Raw genomic sequence first — 19,516 nt, 5'->3', positions numbered from 1 at the left:
ATCATGATTTCTAAAAATCAGTTAAAACTTATTCACTCTTTAGAGCTTAAAAAACAGCGTAAAAAATTAGGCTTATTTCTTGTTCAAGGTGAAAAAATGTGGGTGAACTATTTCAATCGGATTTTGAAATCGTTAATTTATTTGCAACAACCGAGTACATTAACAAACAAGCTAAACAGCTCACTGAACATCAATTAATTGCAAAAACGATTGAAAGTAGTGAAGCAGAGTTACAAAAGGCGGGTACCTTAAAAACCAATAACAGTGTGATTGCTGTCGTTAAATGCAAAGTGTTTAGCACACCTGAACAGCAACAAGCAGGATTAGTACTGGTATTAGACCAAGTAGGAGATCCAGGTAATTTAGGCACAATCATTCGTGTTGCTGATTGGTATGGCATTAAACATGTTGTATGCAGCCCAGACTGCGCTGACCTTTACAATCCAAAGGTGATTGCTGCCACCATGGGCTCTTTTGCTCGTGTGCAAGTGAGTCACGCGGATCTTACTGAATATTTAAGTTCGCAAGACAAACCTATTTTTGGTGCTTTTTTAGAAGGCGAAAATATTCACAAATGTAAATTACCGAGTAGTGCATTAATTGTTATGGGAAGCGAATCGCATGGTATTTCAGATGCGGTGGGTAAATTAATTACCGATAAAATTACTATTCCTAATTTTGGGCTGGCAGAATCTCTGAATGTAGCGATGGCAACAGGTATTATTTTGGATAACTTCAAAAGATAGTGAGCTAGTTAACAATTTTTACTTTTCTAAAATCCGATCTTTGTATCGGATTTTTTATGCTTAATGTTAATTTATTAACTCAATTCAAACACCTCTAATAAAGCTTTCTGAATAAAAACCAAACAAAACAATAAGATACTGATTATCTATTTTGCTAATTAAATCTCTTTAATACCTACACTAAGAATAGTTAATAACTCGCTCTCACCTTAGGCTATAGGCCTTTTTATTTTATTTTAAAAATTATTGATTTTACTGGTTGACAGATAATAATGATATCTATTATCATTTGGTTGTTAGCAGAGATAGCGGCTATTAATTTGATTGAATTTATGAACTAGTTTTCCCGTCCAGAAAATGAAACATAAAATGGAGTAAGTCATTAATAGGTGGTAAACCCGTTGTTTCTGTCGAGAGTATAAGAATCGTCCTATTCTTTATGCTTTCTATAACGCTGACTTATGCTGATAACGCACAATATTGGTATAGGTTGTAAATAAGTCGTGTATCGCACAATACAAGGCTTAGTAAGATAGATAAGCTTTTCCATGAAAGTTTATCTACACCATGGGATAAGCCACCCATCGGTGAATTGGTAAAATTAATATTGCAGCCTATAAAGGCGGGGGTTGAGTAGTCTGCAATATTAATCCCACATTGAGCACTATCTTATATTTTATACACTGCTTTAACTATTCACTTCTACGAACACTAATGCTGATTTACATTGTCGACATAAATAGGTGGTGCCTTTTTTAATTTTATTATGCCGACGAATAGTCAGTTGATGCTCAGAACAATCACAACGATAGGTAAATAACTTACCCTCGACATCGGAGACATCTAATTGATGAGTTGTCGAAGCTGGTACTTTAAATACCTGTGTCATAATCGCTTGCCACTCTTTACCATGAGGCCTTACTTTGCCAAACATTTGATAAGTGAGTAGGTGCGCTATTTCATGGGCAACCACTTGTTCAATGAATATCTGTTTATTTTGTGAATAGAGTATTGGATTAAACTTTATGATGTTCTTTTGTAGATGAGCAGTACCTGCACTTCGTCCCCGTTGATTAAAGTAATAGGTAGGTCGAGGGAAGTGGCGATCAAAAAAGCACTCGGCTAGGATGAAACAGTCTTCACCTTTTGCTGCGAGTGCTTTTTTATCTTCAAACGTAAGCATTAGTCTAGAGTATTTAAACTGAGATTAAAATGCCGCTGCTTTTAATGCTTCTACTTTATCTAGAGATTCCCAAGGGAATTGCTCGCGACCAAAGTGACCATAAGCAGCCGTCTCTTGGTAGATAGGTTTAATTAGGTCTAACATCTCGATTAAACCGTAAGGGCGTAGGTCAAAGTGTTCGCTTACTAGGCTAACGATTAAACCTTTTGCTACTTTTTCAGTACCGAATGTTTCAACGCTGATTGATGTTGGTTCAGCAACACCGATTGCATAAGATACTTGGATTTCGCAACGGTCAGCTAGACCGGCAGCAACAATGTTTTTTGCTACATAACGTGCTGCGTATGCTGCACTACGGTCAACTTTTGATGGATCTTTACCAGAGAATGCACCACCACCGTGACGTGCTGTACCACCGTATGTATCAACAATGATTTTACGGCCAGTTAAACCACAATCACCTACTGGACCACCGATAACAAAACGGCCAGTTGGGTTGATATGGAATTTAGTACGTTCAGATAATAGTTCTGCAGGTAACACTGGCTTGATGATCTCTTCCATTACTGCTTCAACTAAGTCAGATTGTTTAATATCTTCACGGTGTTGTGTTGATAAAACAACAGCATCGATACCTACAATCTTACCTTGGTCATAAGCAAAAGTGACTTGGCTTTTTGCATCTGGACGTAACCAGTCTAATTGACCGCTTTTACGTACTTCAGCTTGTTTTTTAACAAGGCGGTGTGCGTAAGTTACTGGAGCAGGCATGTAAACTTCAGTTTCGTTAGTTGCATAACCAAACATTAAACCTTGGTCACCGGCACCTTGTTCACGTGGATCAGAACGGTCAACACCTTGGTTGATGTCTGGAGATTGTTTACCTACTACGTTTAGTACTGCACAAGAGTCAGCATCAAAACCCATTTCTGAGCTAGTGTAACCAATGTCACGTACTGTTTTACGTGTGATCTCTTCGATGTCTACCCATGCATCAGTAGTGATTTCACCACCAACCATAACCATGCCTGTTTTTACATAGGTTTCACAAGCAACACGTGCTTTAGTATCTTGTTCTAAAATGGCATCAAGTACCGCATCAGAAATTTGATCGGCGATTTTATCTGGATGACCTTCAGAAACTGATTCTGAAGTAAATAAGTCACGTGACATGTGAACTCCTATTCGGCTATTTAAATTAAAATAATTTGGATGTTTTTACATCTAGACGTCTATAATACATTTTTTTGTGACGGATAACACCCTATTATTTTTAATTTACTGAGAACTGTTTTCTTACTTTAATAGTCGTAGGACAATAAAATTGCTGTTTATTTGTCTTAAACATAGCTTTTCTATGGGTTATACTCGCAACCATTTAAATTTTGCGGTTATGTTTTTTCCTGTCTAATCGAGATCGTTTATGCCTTTATTGCTTCAATGTAAAATCATGTTTAAAAAGCGCTTTTCTTCATTAATAACTTGCCTCGTCTGCATTTTTGGATAGTTATTTCGCTATTTCTTTTCTTACTTATCATCAGTTTAATTCCCGCTCATGGGGATAAAAATAAAAAAATTAAGCGTGAGTTAGTCTTGCCAACCAGTGAAACTACTAAAGCGGACCTTGCCCTTGCAGAGCCTCTTGATACGGTTACTCCTGCTGCTGATAAGTTATTTCCTGAGTTCTCTGGTAACCGAGAAGTTCAAAAAACCATTTCAGCAGGTGACACACTGAGTGAGATTTTTTCCGATGAGGGGATATCTGCGGCTGTGTTGCAAGAGTTGCTAGAAGCCGATACGGAATATCTTCGTTTAGCGAATTTATTACCAGGCCAAGAAGTACAACTATTAATTAGCCCTGATAATCAGTTATTAGCGTTAAAGGTTATTATTGATCGCGCAAATACTTTGAGTTTTGTATTAAAGGATGGTGCTTATGCATCAAAGTTAGATATAAAAAGGGCGAATGGCGTAATAGCTTCTACCAGGGCAGTGTGACTGGCAGCTTTTACGTTAGTGCAAAAAAAGTGGATTATCGGCTAGCCAAATTCAGCAAATTTCCGGTGCGTTACAGGACCAATTTGATTTCAACCGTCAATTACGTGCGGGTGATACCTTTCATGTGTTAGTCGCTAAACAATATATTGAAGGCGCTTATAGTTTTGATAGTGAGGTGTTGGCGGTCATCATTAAAACAAAGTCGCGTAACTACACCGCCTTCTTAAATGAAGACGGTCGTTATTACGATAAAGATGGAAAAGGTTTAACTAAAGCTTACCGTCGTTACCCAGTTAATGGGCACCCAAGAATTAGTTCTCGCTTCAACCCGCGTCGATTACACCCAATTACTAAGCGTATTAGCCCACATAACGGAACTGACTTTGCAGTCCCTGTTGGGACTAATGTTTATGCAACGGGTGATGGTGTTGTAGTTCGAGCTGGTTACCACCCTGCAGCTGGTAACTACATTGTGATTAAACATGGCCGTAAATACACCACACGTTTCTTACACCTAAGTAAAATATTAGTGCGTAAAGGGCAGCGTGTAGAGATGGGTAAACTGATTGCTAAATCTGGTAATACAGGCCGTTCAACGGGTGCACATCTGCATTATGAGTTCCATGTTTACAATAAACCTGTTGATGCAATGAAGGTGAATTTACCGCTATCACAAAAGGTACCTGAAAAAGAGCGTAAAGCCTTTAATAAACGTCGTGATTTATCGTTACGTGAAATGGGTGAGCTGTAATTAAATTTATATCATGCTTAATAGGTGAATGCCTTATTAAGCATGATAAGTATCAACTAGAGAACAGAAGTTATGTTATTAAAAAGTGATGCCTATGATGCATGCATCGGTTATTTTGCTGATAATTTAAGTATATTTGAAGATAGCGCTAAACCAGCCAGTGGTGAGGTAATTGCAGATATTGTCTTAGACCAAGCTTCACAATTGCTGATGACTTTTTGCCAGCAACAATCGCAATTAAGCAATGAAACCCGTTTAATGGTGGTGGCAGAAGGAGATAAGCTAGTTGAAGATATCGAGCAAATACTAGGGAAGTGTTGGGAGCATAGAGCAACTCAGGAGCAAATAGAGTTTATTAAAGAATATTTTCTGTTAGTTAAAAACAGTTTGGATTCTCAAGTACCTTATTTATAAAAAATATAAGACAGTTAAGTTGATAATCAATCAAGCTAAAACGAGGCTTTTAGCTTAATTGATACTTAATAGAATAGATAATCTTGAACAGTACTATCATGCAAAGGTGTGGTGTAAGTGTACAACCTCTAATAGCTTATCTTCACGTTCAAACCGACTTTCCATCACTTGCCCTAACTCTGAAAGGTCATGATCAAAGTTCAATAAAGTCTGATCCGAAGCATTTTCTGCATAGGTATCATTAAAGTTGAGAGCAGTATCCGTTGTACTGTTTATTTTAGCGTAAAGCTCTTGCGCTATTTTTAGATTCTCTTCACCATCCAACTTGGATTTTTCAATGATTTGCTCATAAATTTCAAAATGACCAGTGGAAGCATAGTCTAATAATACTTGGCAAAACTCAGTAATAACCGCTTGTTCTGGTAAGCAGCGTTTCTCTTGTTGGTAAGGAGGTAAGCCTGCTAGTTTACAATATAAAATAACCAGTATCTGTCGTTCATCCAACCAGTTATCTAAGATAGACAGTGTGCCACCCCATTCTTCTTTTGCTTGTTTTAGTTTGTTAAGCATAAAACCTCCTGTAAGCGAATCGTCATCAATGACTTAGGTTAATAAACAACTGAATATTAATCGCCATTCAGTTTACACAACCCACTGACTAATTACTGTGAACTTCTGCCCAATGTAAAAGGGCAAAAAATATTTATTTATAGGTGCTTCTATCATTGCCTATATTGAGAGTGATGGCTACATTTATTTGATGTTTTTTGCTAACAAATTGGTATTGCGCAGACTTGTTTAATGACTATGCTATGTTGCATTATGTTGATGGATTTTAACAAGAGTAGATTTATGGCAGAAGTGAATACAAAAGAAGATGAGAGCGCATGGTGGTTTATCTTATCGCAAGGTAAGTTAGTTGCCCTAGATAAAGGTGATTTCATCCCTTTGGGTGCGTCAGTGAATTACCTTTTCCCGATGGTATAACTGAAAATAAACGATTATTAGGTCAGTACAAAGAGCAGCCTTGTTATCTTGTCGATTTACCAGAACCCCTTGATGTTGGGATCGGAGAATATGTCGGTCTACGTTCTTTATTAGGCCGTGTTGAGGATCTGTTTTTTGATATGGCAGGGCGTGCCTTCCAAATTAGCCTGTTTTATAAAACCCATCAATTTTGTGGGCAATGTGGGCAAAAAATGAATCCCATTGATTGGGAAATTGCAATGAAGTGTTATCACTGTCAACATCGTGCTTACCCTCGAGTATCGCCTTGTATCATTGTCGCTATTCGTCATAAGAAAAAAATATTATTAGCATTACATAGTCGTCACCATAAAGATAATTACCCTGTTTATACCACTTTGGCTGGGTTTACTGAAGCAGGGGAAAGCCTAGAGGCTTGTGTAGAGCGAGAGGTCTTTGAAGAAGTTGGATTAAAGGTGAAAAACATTCAATATGTAAGCAGTCAACCTTGGCCATTTCCTCATTCATTAATGATGGGCTTTATCGCTGATTATGCTTCTGGCGAGATAGTAGTTGATCCACATGAGTTAGTAGAAGCCAATTGGTATGATATTGATAACTTACCAATCGTTCCAAAGCATGGCACAATTGCGCGAAAATTAATTGAGAAAACAATAAAGCGATGTCGTTAAGCTAGGGCTTAGGTATCGAAGTGATAGGTAATACCAAATTCATTTTTGAAATGTAAAAAGGTATATTCTATCAATAATTAATAATTGCCGTGTAAAAGCTATCAATAGCTAAAATAGAAAAGGTTACTAATGACAGATTTAAAAAACGATCGCTATCTTCGTGCTTTATTAAAGAAACAAGTAGATAAAACGCCTGTCTGGATGATGCGTCAAGCTGGACGCTATCTACCTGAATATAAAGCGACTCGTGCGCAAGCTGGTGACTTTATGTCGCTATGTCGTAGTGCTGATCTCGCCTGTGAAGTAACGTTACAACCGCTCCGTCGTTTTGACCTTGATGCCGCTATTTTGTTTTCCGATATTTTAACTATCCCAGATGCTATGGGCTTAGGTTTATATTTCTCGGAAGGAGAAGGGCCTAAATTTGAGCGTCCTATTCGCTGTAAAAAAGATGTTGATAACTTAATCATGCCGGATCCTGAAGGTGAGCTTCAATATGTAATGAATGCAGTTCGTACCATTCGTCGCGACTTAAAAGGTGAAGTGCCATTAATTGGTTTCTCAGGTAGCCCTTGGACATTAGCGACTTATATGATTGAAGGCAGCGGTTCAAAATTCTTCACTAAAATTAAAAAGATGGCTTTTGCTGAGCCACAAATATTACATACTTTATTAGATAAGTTAGCAGATTCAGTGGTCAGCTACCTTAATGCACAAATTAAAGCGGGCGCACAGTCGGTTATGGTGTTTGATACTTGGGGTGGTATTTTATCGCCACGTGATTACCAAGATTTCTCATTACAATATATGCATAAAATTGTTGATGGTTTAATCCGTAACCATGAAGGACAGAAAGTACCTGTTACTCTATTTACTAAGAATGGTGGTCAATGGATCGAGAAGATCGCTGATACAGGCTGTGATGGTATAGGTTTAGATTGGACTATCGATATTAAAGAAGCAAGAGCACGTGTCGGCTCACGTGTTGCGCTTCAAGGTAATATGGATCCATCCATGTTATATGCATCACCTGAGCGTATTCGTGAAGAGGTGGCGACCATCTTGGAAGGTTACGGTAAAGGGACTGGACATGTGTTTAATTTAGGTCACGGTATTCATTTAGATGTACCGCCAGAAAATGCCAAAGTGTTTGTTGATGCGGTACATGAGTTAAGCGCACCTTACCATCAGTAAGCATAAACGCTGTGTAGATTGACCTTATAAAACATGCTTCGGCATGTTTTTTATTTTGTATTGATCTCTCATTTTTAACCCACTAGCGTTAGCTGTTTATTTTTTGAACGATATGATGAAGTCTCATTTGTTATCGATGAGGTTAATATGTCTTTGTTTATTGAACATCAGCAACTCAGCGTTCGTCCTTTTACCGCCGAAGACAAACAAGACTTTGTACAATTGGTACAGCATCCATTGTGTATGAAATACAGTATCACTGGCGTGTTATCTGAACAACAAGCCAGTGATTGTTTTGATACATTACTTAATAATAAAAAGCATAAAATGTATGCAATACAATGTGTTAAAAGTGGGCTTGTGATTGGTTGCACTGGTTTACAGGACTGCTTTGTTGATCAACAAATTGAACCCTCTTTATTCTGCGTTTATTACCTGACTTTCATGAACATCAAGATCTACTGCCTACTTTAACTTTGTTGGTTGAACAATTAATCTCCTTATATCAATTACCTGGCTTACAAACCGTCATATCGCAAAAAAACCATCCAAATATGCAATTAATGAGTGCATTAAACTTTCAAAAAACTAAAGAAGTAACCTGTCGTGGTATCGCTAGCTACCTCTATACGATTGGATCCTAATCTACTTTTATGGTTACTCGAGACAATTCCGATATTTTTTTCTTTTTATTTAACAAAGTGAATAAAATGCTTCTGATTCGGGTAGAATGCGCGCAAGTTCAACTTTTTGGAAAAACCAATCAATTGAATGTTTCACCGATGAAAACATTAACCGAGGAATGTGAAAGATAATGGAAAATAGCCGAACGATTAAACGAGCACTGATCAGTGTTTCTGATAAAACTGGTATTGTAGGATTTGCACGTGAATTAGCCGACAAAGGGGTTGATATTTTATCAACGGGCGGTACCTGTAAATTACTTGCAGAAAATAATATTAAAGTGACAGAAGTTTCTGATTACACTGGTTTTCCAGAAATGATGGACGGACGTGTTAAAACTTTACATCCTAAAATTCACGGTGGCATTCTTGCTCGTCGCGGTATCGATGAAGATATTATGGCAAGCAATGACATTCAAGCGATTGATATGGTAGTAGTTAACTTATACCCATTCGCAGCAACAGTAGCAAACCCAGACTGTAAGTTAGAAGACGCAATCGAAAACATCGATATCGGCGGACCAACTATGGTACGTGCTGCTGCAAAAAATCATAAAGATGTTGCTATTGTTGTAAACGCTTCTGACTACGGTCGCATTCTATCTGAAATGAATGAAAATGATGGAAGCTTAGTTTACAAAACACGTTTTGATTTAGCGATTGCTGCTTATGAGCACACTGCGCAATACGACGGTATGATTGCTAACTACTTCGGTACTATGGTTCCAACTTACGGCGAGAATAATGAAGGCGATGAGGAATCTAAATTCCCACGTACGTTCAACGCTCAATTCCAGAAAAAACAAGATATGCGCTACGGTGAAAACTCTCATCAAGCAGCAGCTTTCTATGTTGAAAATAACATTCAAGAAGCCTCTGTTTCAACGGCGACACAGTTACAAGGTAAAGCATTATCTTACAACAACATTGCAGATACTGATGCTGCGTTAGAATGTGTTAAAGAATTCTCTGAGCCAGCTTGTGTGATCGTTAAACATGCAAACCCATGTGGTGTTGCTGTTGCAGGCACTATTCTTGATGCTTATGAAGGTGCTTACAAAACAGACCCTACATCAGCATTTGGTGGCATTATCGCGTTTAACCGCGAGCTAGATGCAGTAACAGCTGAAGCAATTACTTCTCGTCAATTTGTTGAGGTGATTATCGCACCTTCTGTTAGCAAAGAAGCTGCAGAAATCGTTGCGACGAAAAAGAATCTACGTTTATTAGAGTGTGGTGAATGGGCTACGCAAACGACTGAGTTTGACATCAAACGTGTTAACGGTGGTTTATTAGTACAAGATCGCGACCAAGGCATGGTAGGTATAGACGACCTGAAAGTGGTATCTAAACGTCAACCAACAGAATCAGAAATGAGTGATTTACTGTTTAGCTGGAAAGTAGCTAAATTTGTTAAATCAAACGCTATTGTATACGTTAAAAACAGTACAACAGTAGGTGTAGGCGCAGGTCAAATGAGCCGTGTTTACAGTGCTAAAATTGCAGGTATTAAAGCAGCAGATGAAAATTTAGTTGTAGAAGGTTCTGTAATGGCCTCTGATGCATTCTTCCCATTCCGTGACGGTATTGATGCCGCTGCTGAAGCGGGTATTAGCTGTGTGATTCAACCTGGTGGTTCTATGCGTGATGACGAAGTGATCGCGGCTGCTGATGAGCACAACATGGCAATGGTATTCACAGGAATGCGTCACTTCCGCCATTAATCTTTATATCTTAGTTTGTAGATTCGTCTCTGCGTCAAAGGTGCTCACTTGCAGTTGCAAGCTCCGCGCCTTTTCCTTGACTTCGAACTAACAGATGTTGATATAACAAATTAATGAGTTAACTGTTCTTATGTTTTAAAATCTTTTAAAACATAATTAACTTTTAGTCTTTTGAATAATTGCAGTGAGTCAGAACTAAGCAATTTAGTGTTAGTTCAGGAAAAAGCACGGAGTTTAGCGCGCTAAATGAGTACTTTTGACGCTGAAATAGCATTAAATAGCGACGGACTGTCTTACGTGAGGAAAACGAATGAATGTACTGATTATTGGTAATGGAGGTCGTGAGCATGCATTAGCATGGAAAGCGGCACAAAACCCTGAAGTTAAAAATGTGTTTGTTGCTCCTGGTAATGCAGGTAGCGCACTGGAAGATAAAGTCTCTAACGTTGATATTGGCGTAGAAGATATCGATGCATTGGTGGCTTTTGCTCAAGAAAATAATGTCGAGCTAACTATTGTTGGCCCTGAAGCACCTTTAGTCATTGGTGTGGTTGATGCTTTCCGTGAAGCAAAATTAGCATGTTTCGGCCCTACTAAAGGCGCAGCACAGTTAGAAGGCTCTAAAGCCTTCACTAAAGACTTTTTAGCGCGTCATGATATTCCAACGGCTTGGTACGAAAACTTTACTGAAATTGAGCCTGCTTTGGCTTATGTTCGTGAAAAGGGCGCGCCTATTGTTATTAAAGCCGATGGTCTTGCTGCTGGTAAAGGCGTAATTGTAGCGATGACGTTACAAGAAGCGGAAGATGCGATTCAAGATATGTTAGCGGGTAATGCCTTTGGTGAAGCTGGACACCGTGTGGTGATCGAAGAGTTTCTTGATGGTGAAGAAGCGTCGTTTATTGTTATGGTAGACGGTGAAAACATTGTACCAATGGCAACCAGTCAAGATCACAAACGTGTTGGTGACGGTGATACAGGTCCAAATACAGGTGGGATGGGCGCTTACTCTCCTGCTCCTGTGGTAACCCAAGAGATGCATGATCGTATTATGGATTTAGTTATCCGTCCGACGGTAAAAGGCATGGCATTAGAAGGTAATACTTACACTGGTTTCCTTTATGCGGGTCTGATGATCATGGCAGATGGCACACCTAAAGTGATTGAATACAACTGTCGTTTTGGAGACCCAGAAACACAACCTATTATGCTACGTATGAAGTCGGATATCGTAACGCTATGTTTAGCCGGTGTGAACGGTGAACTAGATGGTATGGTTGCTGAGTTTGATACACGTGCAGCTATTGGTGTGGTATTGGCAGCAGGCGGTTATCCGGCCGATTACACTAAAGGTCATGTTATCTCTGGTATTCCAGCAGCAACGGAAGGCTTGAAAGTGTTCCATGCAGGTACTGCAGAAAAAGACGGGAAAGTGGTAACAAGCGGTGGACGTGTACTATGTGCTACAGCACTAGGTAATACGGTGACAGAAGCGCAACAGAAGGCTTATGAGCTAACTAAACAGATTAATTGGGATGGTATGTTCCATCGTAACGACATCGCTTACCGTGCCATTGCACGTGAGAATGAGAAGTAATCATTTAATAACGCTGATATTAAAAGCCCCGTTATCTAACCAGATAACGGGGCTTTTTTATGAATCGTATAAACTGATTAAGAAACGATTAAGAAGCAATACGAATCGGTGAAAGTACGTATCTATTTGCCCAGTGCAGCAATCACATCTGCAGCATATTCGGCATCTTCTTTTCTGGTTAACAAGTGATCGGCTTTATCTAAGCTCACAAAGCTTTTAGGTGCAATGCTGCTTGGTAGATTTTTTCCGCTTCTTTGATGCTCACTGTATTATCAATAGGCGAGTGCATCACTAATAAAGCACGTTTTAGTTTGCTGATATGGCTATTACCGTAACTGTTAATATCATCTAAAAACTGTTTTTGTATAGTGAAGTCACGTCCAGCTAAATTTACTTTTGCAGCCCCTTTGGTATTGATTTCATCAATATGGTCAGAAAAGTTATGTGCAACGTGCGCAGCGTCCGATGGCGCACCAATAGTTACTACCGCTACGGTTTCTGGTAGTTTATTGGCAACGCCTAATACAGCCGCTCCACCTAAGCTATGACCGATAAGTAATTTAGGGGCATTGTACTCTTTACGTAAGAAATCCGCTGCCGCAACGAGATCACGTACATTAGAAGAAAAGTTAGTGTTTGAGAAATCCCCAGCACTGCTACCTAACCCGGTAAAGTCAAAACGGAAAACAGCAATCCCTTTTGCTGTTAATGCCTTGCTAATTCGAGATGCTGCAGCAACGTCTTTGCTACAGGTAAAACAGTGAGCAAATAGCGCGTAAAATTTAATGTCAGATGTTGGTGTTTCTAAAACACCGCTAAGCATGTTACTTCCATTAGTAAATTCTACCTTTTGGCGCATGCCGGACTCCTTAGTGAGTAATAAATTGTGTTGGTAAATAGAAACGCCTATTAGATCACATTTTTAGGAAAATTAACATGAATATTGACATTATTTAACATTTTTGAAACAAATAAATGGGAGAGGAAAAAAGCGCTGGGGGATATACAAAAAACCCTCTAAGAAGAGGGTTTAGTATAATTCAACATTAACAATGAGTCATTGTATGTTTGACACAAATAATGATTATTTGTTTACAGATTCTTTAAGCGCCTTACCAGCAACAAAAGCAGGAACGTTAGCTGCTTTAATTTCAATGTCTGCACCAGTTTGTGGGTTACGACCTGTACGTGCTGCACGGTGATTTACTTTGAATGTACCAAAGCCGATTAGTTGAACTGGTTCGCCATCTTTTAGACTGTCAGTTACACTAGCTAAAATTTGTTCTAAAGCTGCTTTAGCTTGTACTTTAGTTAGGTCTGCTTTTTCTGCGATGTCTGCTACAAGTTGAGTTTTGTTCATTATTTGACTTCCGTTAGTATAAAAATATGCGTAAGAATTTAAACACTTATTTAATGTATTGCATTCATTCCTTGCAAGTAAAGCATAATCACTTTAAAAACCAAGAAACTAGCAATTTATTTACCTTAATGTGTTAAAAATCACAAAATTATAATGATTTAGCGCGATTCTACAGCGTTGAGATACCAATGCTAGTACTTTCCAACGCTTTGATATGGACTCTTATTGATTTAATAAGTTCAGGGCTGCGCTCATTTTCTAACATGTCCAGTAAGGTTTCTTGCAGTGTTAGTTGCTCAATAAATAACGGCTCTTGTAGCAACTCTGCTTCATCAATCTCTTGATCTGTTTGTAATTCAATAAAGCTAGCAATAGTCGCAAAACTGGTTTGACTTGCATTTAATGCTTCTTCTTTAGATTTAGTGGTAAAAGAGTTGAAGATACATTGCGCAATAACACAGTAATCAACCGCCAGGTAAACACCATAAAAATCGTAATCAATGCTTTCAGGGATGATCGCATTAAAATTTTCTTCTTGAATAGTGAAGTTGATTTTTGCACCTTTTACAGTCATTTTTTCCCAAAATAACTGCAAAATATTTTCTGCTATCGTGGCATTTTCACTTTCAATGGCTTGGCTAAACATGATGAAGTGAGTGATATTTTGCTCTGCTAAAGCCATACAAAATACACTTTGTTGCCAAGCTTGTAGGTTAGTCAGGCGGTCATTAATGGAAAGCGATAACATAGTTGTCCTATTGAAACTTTAAATAACTTAAGATTATAGGCAAATGAGCATTCTGTCTTTACATATTTGATGGTTTTAATGAATATCTAAATTGCGTTAGAGTTTTTATCTATAGAAGAGATGAGCGGATGGAAAGGCAGGTATAAAAAAAGCGACTATGAAAGTCGCTTTTTAGGATTAAAATAAGTGAGGCTTAGCCCATGCCGTATTTTTTAAGCTTTTTGCGTAAAGTACCGCGGTTAATACCTAGCATAGTTGCTGCACGTGTTTGGTTACCACGAGTGTATTGCATGATGATATCTAACATTGGCGCTTCAACTTCTGCCAATACTAATTCATATAATTCAGTCGTATCTTGACCGTTCAATTTTGCCACGTAACCTGAAACAGCTTGACGTACTGAGTCACGCAATGGACGTTGAGTTATTTGCCCTGTAGCAGGAATATTAGTTGTTGTAGTCAGTGCTTCTTGAGAAATATTTTGTTCAAACATGGGTGTTAACTCTTTTAATTACAATTGATTTAAATAAGTTTCTAATGCAGTTAGCTGCTCGGTGGCGTTGTCTATTGCATTAAATTTTCGCTTAAAATAACCTAACCTGTCTTGCTCTTTTAAATACCACCCGACGTGCTTCCTAGCGATTCGAGGCCCCATCACATCACCATAAAAAGCATGTAAAGCTTGTACATGATTTATAAGTATTTCTGTAACGTCCATTTGCGCTAAACGTTGAGCATGCTGCCCAGTGTTTAAATAGTGGTTAATTTCATTGAATATCCAAGGTGCACCTTGTGCGCCTCGTCCAATCATAATGGCATCAGCTCCGGTATGGTCCAGCACGTATTTGGCCTTTTCTACAGAAGTAATGTCACCATTTGCAATCACAGGGATTGTTATACTTTCTTTAATCGTTTTTATAGTGTCGTATTCAGCTTCACCTTTAAAAAGGCATTGGCGTGTACGACCATGCACTGATAGTGCTTGGATACCTGCTTGTTCAGCGATCTGTGCAATCTCTAATCCATTTCTATTTTCTGGATCCCAACCGGTGCGAATCTTCAAAGTTACAGGTACATCCACGGCATCAACAACACTTTCTAAAATAGCTTTCACTAATTCAGGTGTGGCAACAAAGCGGAACCTGCTTTTTTCTTATTCACTTTTTTAGCTGGGCAACCCATATTAATATCAACGATCTGAGCACCTTGCTGAACAGTTAACTGTGCAGCGTTAGCCATCGCTAGCGGTTCAGAGCCAGCGATTTGTACAGAGCGGATACCTGATTCATCATGGTAGTCCATTCGTAACTTAGATTTAGTGCTATTCCAAACACGAGGGTTGGATGACAACATTTCCGATACGGCTAATCCAGCACCTTGCTTTCGGCAAAGCTCTCTGAAAGGGCGATCAGTGACGCCAGCCATCGGGGCTAAAATAAGATTATTGTCTAATTGATACTTTCCAATGCGCATATTCTAAGCGTTCTCTAAGTTAAGGCGGCGTAGTCTACGCATTTTTTCTTCCAGAATAAAGGTTAATTATTAACCATTTTGAAATTATTTTGCTTGCAAATTGAGCAACACTTTGTTCTCAGTAATTTAAGCGTGTTTTATACCCGATAATCGAGCCCATTCTTCTTTGATTTTTGCATCATCCATGGTGAACCATTGGCTATAAACTGACAGTAATTCTTCAGCTTGTTGCTCTAGAATGCCCGATAACGCTAATTTACCCTGTGGCTTCACTAAGCATTCGATGCTGCTTGAAAGCTCACGCAGTGGGCCTGCCAGAATATTTGCTACTACAACATCAGCAGTGATGCCCTGTGGTGCGTCTTCTGGTAAGTACAGCTCTAGTTGGTCTGATACTTGGTTACGTTGTGCATTATCACGACTTGCGGTAATCGCTTGTGGGTCGATATCAATACCAATCACTCTTTTAGCACCTAGTTTTAATGCGGCAATCGCTAAAATACCTGATCCACAACCAAAATCGATCACTACTTTGCCCTGTAGGTCTTGTGCATCTAACCAAGCTAAACATAAAGCAGTGGTTGGGTGCGTCCCAGTACCAAAAGCAAGGCCTGGGTCTAGCATTACGTTTACGGCGTTTTCGTCTGGTACTGGTTTCCAACTTGGACAAATCCATAAACGTTGGCCAAATTGCATCGGGTGGAAGTTGTCCATCCACTCGCGTACCCAATCTTTATCTTCTAATTGCTCAATTTTAAATGCAAAATCATCATCTAATAAGTCACTGGCTTTTAATAAAGCAACAACAGGTAACATATCTGTTTCAGCATCATATAAGCCTGTTACATCGGTATCACCCCATAAGCGAGTTTCACCAGGCATTGGTTCAAAAATAGGTGTGTCTTGAGAGTCTGTAAAAGTTGCTGACAGCGCTCCATTATCCATTAGTAGTTCACCAATTGCTTCTGCATTTTTGTTGCTTGCATTTAATTTAAGCTGAATCCAAGGCATGTTTTTCTCTTTATTTATGACGGTAGATAGTTAGGGGGCAAGAATACAGGGAATTAGAGGATTAATATAGCACTGACAGCGGATTAGAATACTTTACAATAATCCCGCAACAGAGAATGCTATTTATCAAAAAGATCTTTTAATTCAGTTGGCTAAAGGCAAAAAAATTTCATATTTACCTATTCTAAGGTATCTTTGTCTAGGGTTGTTTTAGGTATAATAATGTCTTTAGATATTGAAATTTATAGTGTTTTATAGCTCGAATTTATAGAAAATGGTATTTTGTTGACCTCTTTTTAATCTTTAATGTGTTTAAAGCCAGTATACTAATTGATTCCTGAGCGAGGGCGAGTGATTTCATTGGAAATGAGAGATTCACATAGGAAAGGTATTTCAATGAATAAAATAGTGATTATTGATGATCACCAATTGTTTTTATACGGTCTAAAATTGACCTTAGAAAATGAGAATAATACGGTGATGACCTTCGACAGCCCAATTCAAGCGCTGCCGGAAATAAAAAGAATCCAACCAGATCTGATTCTAATGGATCTGTACATGCCCGATATGAGTGGGCTAACATTGATAGAAGCGTTATCCGCACAAGAGGTGATATCACCAGTCGTTGTGTTATCCGCATGTGAAGAGTATCAAGATGTTTATCATGCCTTACAAAAAGGCGCAGCAGGTTTTATTCCTAAATCTTATTCTCCAGAGGCGATGCTGAGTGCATTACAGAGTATTTTCGCTGGTGATATTTTCGTGCCCGATGAAGTGGCAAGTGAAATCGCTGAAATGGAGCAGTTAGCCGAGCGCAATAAAGAGATCTATCATCTTTCTGATAGGCAAATTCAGATTTTAAAATTGCTTCACGAAGGCAAAAAGAACAGAGAAATAGCGGATATCCTATGTATCTCTCAGGATACGGTTAAGTTTCATCAAAAGGGGCTATACACTGCCTTAGACGTTTCTGGCTCTTCTAGTCGTATTCAAGCCGTTGATAAAGCATTAAAACTTGGTTTAATTTAATACTCAGGCTTATCAATATGGCTGCTCAATAACGATATAAGCAGCGCATCACATGAAATTTACTCAGATTATTTTAATAACTGTCTTAATAAGAACCTCAAAGAGGCTGGTTTCACTGGCTTATTAAGTACCTTATAATTAATTAAATCCCCTGTACTTTGTACCTCTTTTAATTTTCCTGGATCGGCTTCACCGGTTAATAAAATAGATGGAATATTATGGGTCTTTTTAACTTCTCTGATTATATCTAACCCAGTTTTATGGTCTGGAAGTCGATAGTCAGTAATAATTAGATCATATGTATTAGCATAAAATTTTTGCAGTCCCGCTTCTGCAGTTTCTTCACAATCAACGATATAGTTCCAGCTTTCTAATAACATGCTTAAAGCATTTAAAATGCCTAGATCATCATCAATCAATAAGATTCTATAGCGTATCGACTGGTTACTTAGCGTGCCGATATTAATTGCTTTTGGTATATGCTCTGCGGTTTCTAAAAGCAGACCAAAACGACTACCATTTCGATAAGTAATGGCATTAATTTTAGTGCCACACAATAGTGCTTTACGTTGCGCTACAGCCAAGCCTAACCCCACCCCTTTAGTTTTATTGTGTAAGAGGTTTTCTGCCAATTTTACTTCATCAAATAAACACTCAACAATGGATGGTTCAATTTCTGGGCCTTGATTCCACACTTGCAACAGTGCTTTATTTTTATAATGTCGAACACTGATTAACACTTTAGCATTTGGGCCCTGTTTACCATGTATTAGTGCATTGCTGAGTAATACTTCTACTATCTCAACCAATAATCTTTTATCACTTTTTACATTGAGCTCTGTTAGTCGACTGGTTAGTTTAATACCCTGTGTTGAGGCTTGCAGTTGGTATTTTTTTATCGACGGCAAAAGTGCAGAAGCTAAACTAAAATCGTTTATCTTTGGGGTGATGGTTTCACTATCAAGCCTTGCGATATCTAATAAACTAGCCATCCACCTATCTAATTCTTCAGATGCTAATTTAATGTTTTTTGCTAGTTTCTCTTGTGCGGTGCCTGCGAGTTTGCTCTCTAGTAGGTGCCCATATAGTGATAAACTACTCAAAGGTTGTCTAATATCGTGGACAATACGCTTTAAATAACGCGCACTTTTCTGGCTAAGTAAGCTTGCCTTTTCTTGCTTTACTTCTGTAATCACCTGCTCACTAGTGTTACTACGGTGTGGCGTAAAAATAGTGAGGTAGCATAAGCTAATTAAGAAGGTACTGTTAAATAGAAAAACCGAGGTGCTAGTTTCACCAAGAATAGATGAGAAAACATAACAAAGTACGATAAAAATATTATTGAATAATAGCTGTGGTTTACTGTATGCAAATAAATATGAGTAGAAAATAGGCAGTAATAATACTAAGTATAGAAAGTTGTTTTGATACGTTTGCTCTTGGAAGTGACTGTTAATGGAGACAAAAAGAGTAATTGAGAAGCAAGTGATGGGCAGCAAAAAATGTGTCCAAGCATCTTTTTTATTCACTAAGCCGAACAGGGTTAATACAGCAAAAAATAAAATAGTAACAGGGATATAAAAGGGGTGATAAAGGTAGGGTTAGTACCAAAAGCACCGTAGCTTTGCCCTGAACCAACTAGGAAAAAGAAAATAAAAGAAAGTAGTATAACAATATTAAAGTGACGCAATGATTGCCATCTTGTTTGGTCTTGATTAGGGTTTTCTTGGTGCATCACGCTCTCTATTTGCTGAAATAAACTTGTTTGTATACTGAGGTTAGCTCAGATTGCCAATTATTGGATCGTTAATCTGTAGTAAAGGGAGTTAACGCAACAAATATAGTATAAACGTAAGGCAAAAAAAGCCTAACAAAGTTAGGCTCGCCTGTAATATGTCTTTTTATTACGAAGTGTATCAAAAATCCATTTAATCGGCATCAAAGTGG

At 38.4% G+C, this 19,516-nt stretch carries 18 protein-coding genes and 3 pseudogenes; 11 read left to right on the top strand and 10 right to left on the bottom strand.

Going from position 1 to position 19,516, the window contains the following annotated elements:
- The first annotated feature begins 3 nt into the window (after nt 1-3).
- A pseudogene (locus tag ACLKL2_RS09525) lies at nt 4-746 on the top strand (RNA methyltransferase).
- Nucleotides 747-1,434: 688 nt separating this feature from the next.
- Here the strand turns inward: ACLKL2_RS09525 and ACLKL2_RS09520 are convergent.
- Together ACLKL2_RS09520 and metK are read right to left on the bottom strand one after the other, a co-directional pair.
- The gene (locus ACLKL2_RS09520) at nt 1,435-1,929 is read right to left on the bottom strand and encodes a SprT family zinc-dependent metalloprotease (RefSeq protein ID WP_413694203.1); all 495 of its coding nucleotides are present in this window, start codon (nt 1,927-1,929) and stop codon (nt 1,435-1,437) included.
- Nucleotides 1,930-1,953: 24 nt separating this feature from the next.
- Nucleotides 1,954-3,102, bottom strand: a complete 1,149-nt coding sequence (metK, locus tag ACLKL2_RS09515; protein ID WP_113820049.1) for a methionine adenosyltransferase — start codon at nt 3,100-3,102, stop codon at nt 1,954-1,956.
- A 420-nt stretch (nt 3,103-3,522) separates the two neighbouring features.
- On the opposite strand from metK, the gene ACLKL2_RS09510 reads away from it, so the two are divergent.
- The 3 genes from ACLKL2_RS09510 to ACLKL2_RS09500 all read left to right on the top strand — a co-directional run bounded on the left by ACLKL2_RS09510 (nt 3,523) and on the right by ACLKL2_RS09500 (nt 5,092).
- Complete coding sequence (locus ACLKL2_RS09510; RefSeq protein ID WP_413694202.1) at nt 3,523-3,927, top strand: LysM-like peptidoglycan-binding domain-containing protein; 405 nt, start codon at nt 3,523-3,525, stop codon at nt 3,925-3,927.
- A gap of 49 nt (nt 3,928-3,976) precedes the next feature.
- Nucleotides 3,977-4,678 carry a peptidoglycan DD-metalloendopeptidase family protein gene (locus ACLKL2_RS09505; protein ID WP_413694293.1) on the top strand — a complete coding sequence of 234 codons (702 nt, stop codon included), beginning with the start codon at nt 3,977-3,979 and terminating at the stop codon, nt 4,676-4,678.
- A 72-nt stretch (nt 4,679-4,750) separates the two neighbouring features.
- A complete protein-coding gene (locus ACLKL2_RS09500) occupies nt 4,751-5,092 on the top strand; it encodes a DUF3802 family protein (RefSeq protein ID WP_113820047.1) in 342 nt (113 codons plus the stop codon).
- Between the two features lie 96 nt (nt 5,093-5,188).
- On the opposite strand, the gene rsd is transcribed toward ACLKL2_RS09500, so the two are convergent.
- Nucleotides 5,189-5,662, bottom strand: a complete 474-nt coding sequence (gene rsd / locus ACLKL2_RS09495; RefSeq protein WP_113820046.1) for a sigma D regulator — start codon at nt 5,660-5,662, stop codon at nt 5,189-5,191.
- A 282-nt stretch (nt 5,663-5,944) separates the two neighbouring features.
- Here rsd and ACLKL2_RS09490 point away from each other — a divergent pair, with 282 nt between their 5' ends.
- The 6 genes from ACLKL2_RS09490 to purD all read left to right on the top strand — a co-directional run bounded on the left by ACLKL2_RS09490 (nt 5,945) and on the right by purD (nt 11,948).
- Nucleotides 5,945-6,079: a hypothetical protein gene (locus ACLKL2_RS09490; protein WP_413694201.1), complete on the top strand. Its 135-nt coding sequence runs from the start codon at nt 5,945-5,947 to the stop codon at nt 6,077-6,079.
- Nucleotides 6,076-6,750, top strand: a complete 675-nt coding sequence (gene nudC / locus ACLKL2_RS09485; RefSeq protein WP_413694292.1) for an NAD(+) diphosphatase — start codon at nt 6,076-6,078, stop codon at nt 6,748-6,750. Before ACLKL2_RS09490 ends, nudC begins: the two co-directional genes overlap by 4 nt.
- Nucleotides 6,751-6,879: 129 nt before the next feature.
- Nucleotides 6,880-7,944: a uroporphyrinogen decarboxylase gene (hemE, locus tag ACLKL2_RS09480; RefSeq protein ID WP_113820044.1), complete on the top strand. Its 1,065-nt coding sequence runs from the start codon at nt 6,880-6,882 to the stop codon at nt 7,942-7,944.
- A gap of 147 nt (nt 7,945-8,091) precedes the next feature.
- On the top strand, nt 8,092-8,418 hold the full coding sequence (locus ACLKL2_RS09475) for a GNAT family N-acetyltransferase (protein ID WP_413694200.1): 327 nt from the start codon (nt 8,092-8,094) through the stop codon (nt 8,416-8,418).
- Between the two features lie 340 nt (nt 8,419-8,758).
- A complete protein-coding gene (gene purH / locus ACLKL2_RS09470) occupies nt 8,759-10,351 on the top strand; it encodes a bifunctional phosphoribosylaminoimidazolecarboxamide formyltransferase/IMP cyclohydrolase (RefSeq protein ID WP_413694199.1) in 1,593 nt (530 codons plus the stop codon).
- Nucleotides 10,352-10,661: 310 nt separating this feature from the next.
- Nucleotides 10,662-11,948: a phosphoribosylamine--glycine ligase gene (gene purD, locus ACLKL2_RS09465; RefSeq protein WP_413694198.1), complete on the top strand. Its 1,287-nt coding sequence runs from the start codon at nt 10,662-10,664 to the stop codon at nt 11,946-11,948.
- 115 nt (nt 11,949-12,063) lie between these two features.
- On the opposite strand, the pseudogene ACLKL2_RS09460 reads toward purD, so the two are convergent.
- From ACLKL2_RS09460 to prmA, 6 genes and pseudogenes are all read right to left on the bottom strand, one after another.
- A pseudogene (locus tag ACLKL2_RS09460) lies at nt 12,064-12,807 on the bottom strand (alpha/beta hydrolase family protein); the annotation flags it as partial.
- Between the two features lie 225 nt (nt 12,808-13,032).
- Nucleotides 13,033-13,308: an HU family DNA-binding protein gene (locus ACLKL2_RS09455; protein WP_113820039.1), complete on the bottom strand. Its 276-nt coding sequence runs from the start codon at nt 13,306-13,308 to the stop codon at nt 13,033-13,035.
- Between the two features lie 169 nt (nt 13,309-13,477).
- The gene (locus ACLKL2_RS09450; protein ID WP_413694197.1) at nt 13,478-14,056 is read right to left on the bottom strand and encodes a YjaG family protein; all 579 of its coding nucleotides are present in this window, start codon (nt 14,054-14,056) and stop codon (nt 13,478-13,480) included.
- A 193-nt stretch (nt 14,057-14,249) separates the two neighbouring features.
- The gene (gene fis, locus ACLKL2_RS09445; RefSeq protein ID WP_113820037.1) at nt 14,250-14,549 is read right to left on the bottom strand and encodes a DNA-binding transcriptional regulator Fis; all 300 of its coding nucleotides are present in this window, start codon (nt 14,547-14,549) and stop codon (nt 14,250-14,252) included.
- 18 nt (nt 14,550-14,567) lie between these two features.
- Nucleotides 14,568-15,529 (bottom strand): annotated as a pseudogene (gene dusB, locus ACLKL2_RS09440) (tRNA dihydrouridine synthase DusB).
- A gap of 126 nt (nt 15,530-15,655) precedes the next feature.
- Nucleotides 15,656-16,540, bottom strand: a complete 885-nt coding sequence (prmA, locus tag ACLKL2_RS09435) for a 50S ribosomal protein L11 methyltransferase (protein WP_413694196.1) — start codon at nt 16,538-16,540, stop codon at nt 15,656-15,658.
- Between the two features lie 396 nt (nt 16,541-16,936).
- Between prmA and ACLKL2_RS09430 the strand changes: the two genes are divergently transcribed.
- Entirely contained in the window at nt 16,937-17,569 is a 633-nt protein-coding gene (locus ACLKL2_RS09430) for a response regulator transcription factor (protein WP_413694195.1), read from the top strand.
- Between the two features lie 68 nt (nt 17,570-17,637).
- Here the strand turns inward: ACLKL2_RS09430 and ACLKL2_RS09425 are convergent, their stop codons facing one another.
- Entirely contained in the window at nt 17,638-19,098 is a 1,461-nt protein-coding gene (locus ACLKL2_RS09425; protein WP_413694194.1) for a hybrid sensor histidine kinase/response regulator, read from the bottom strand.
- Nucleotides 19,099-19,516: the final 418 nt, after the last annotated feature.

This window comes from Psychromonas sp. KJ10-2 (genome assembly GCF_047323255.1).
Lineage (GTDB): Bacteria > Pseudomonadota > Gammaproteobacteria > Enterobacterales > Psychromonadaceae > Psychromonas.
This window is presented reverse-complemented; position numbering and strand designations above follow the sequence as displayed.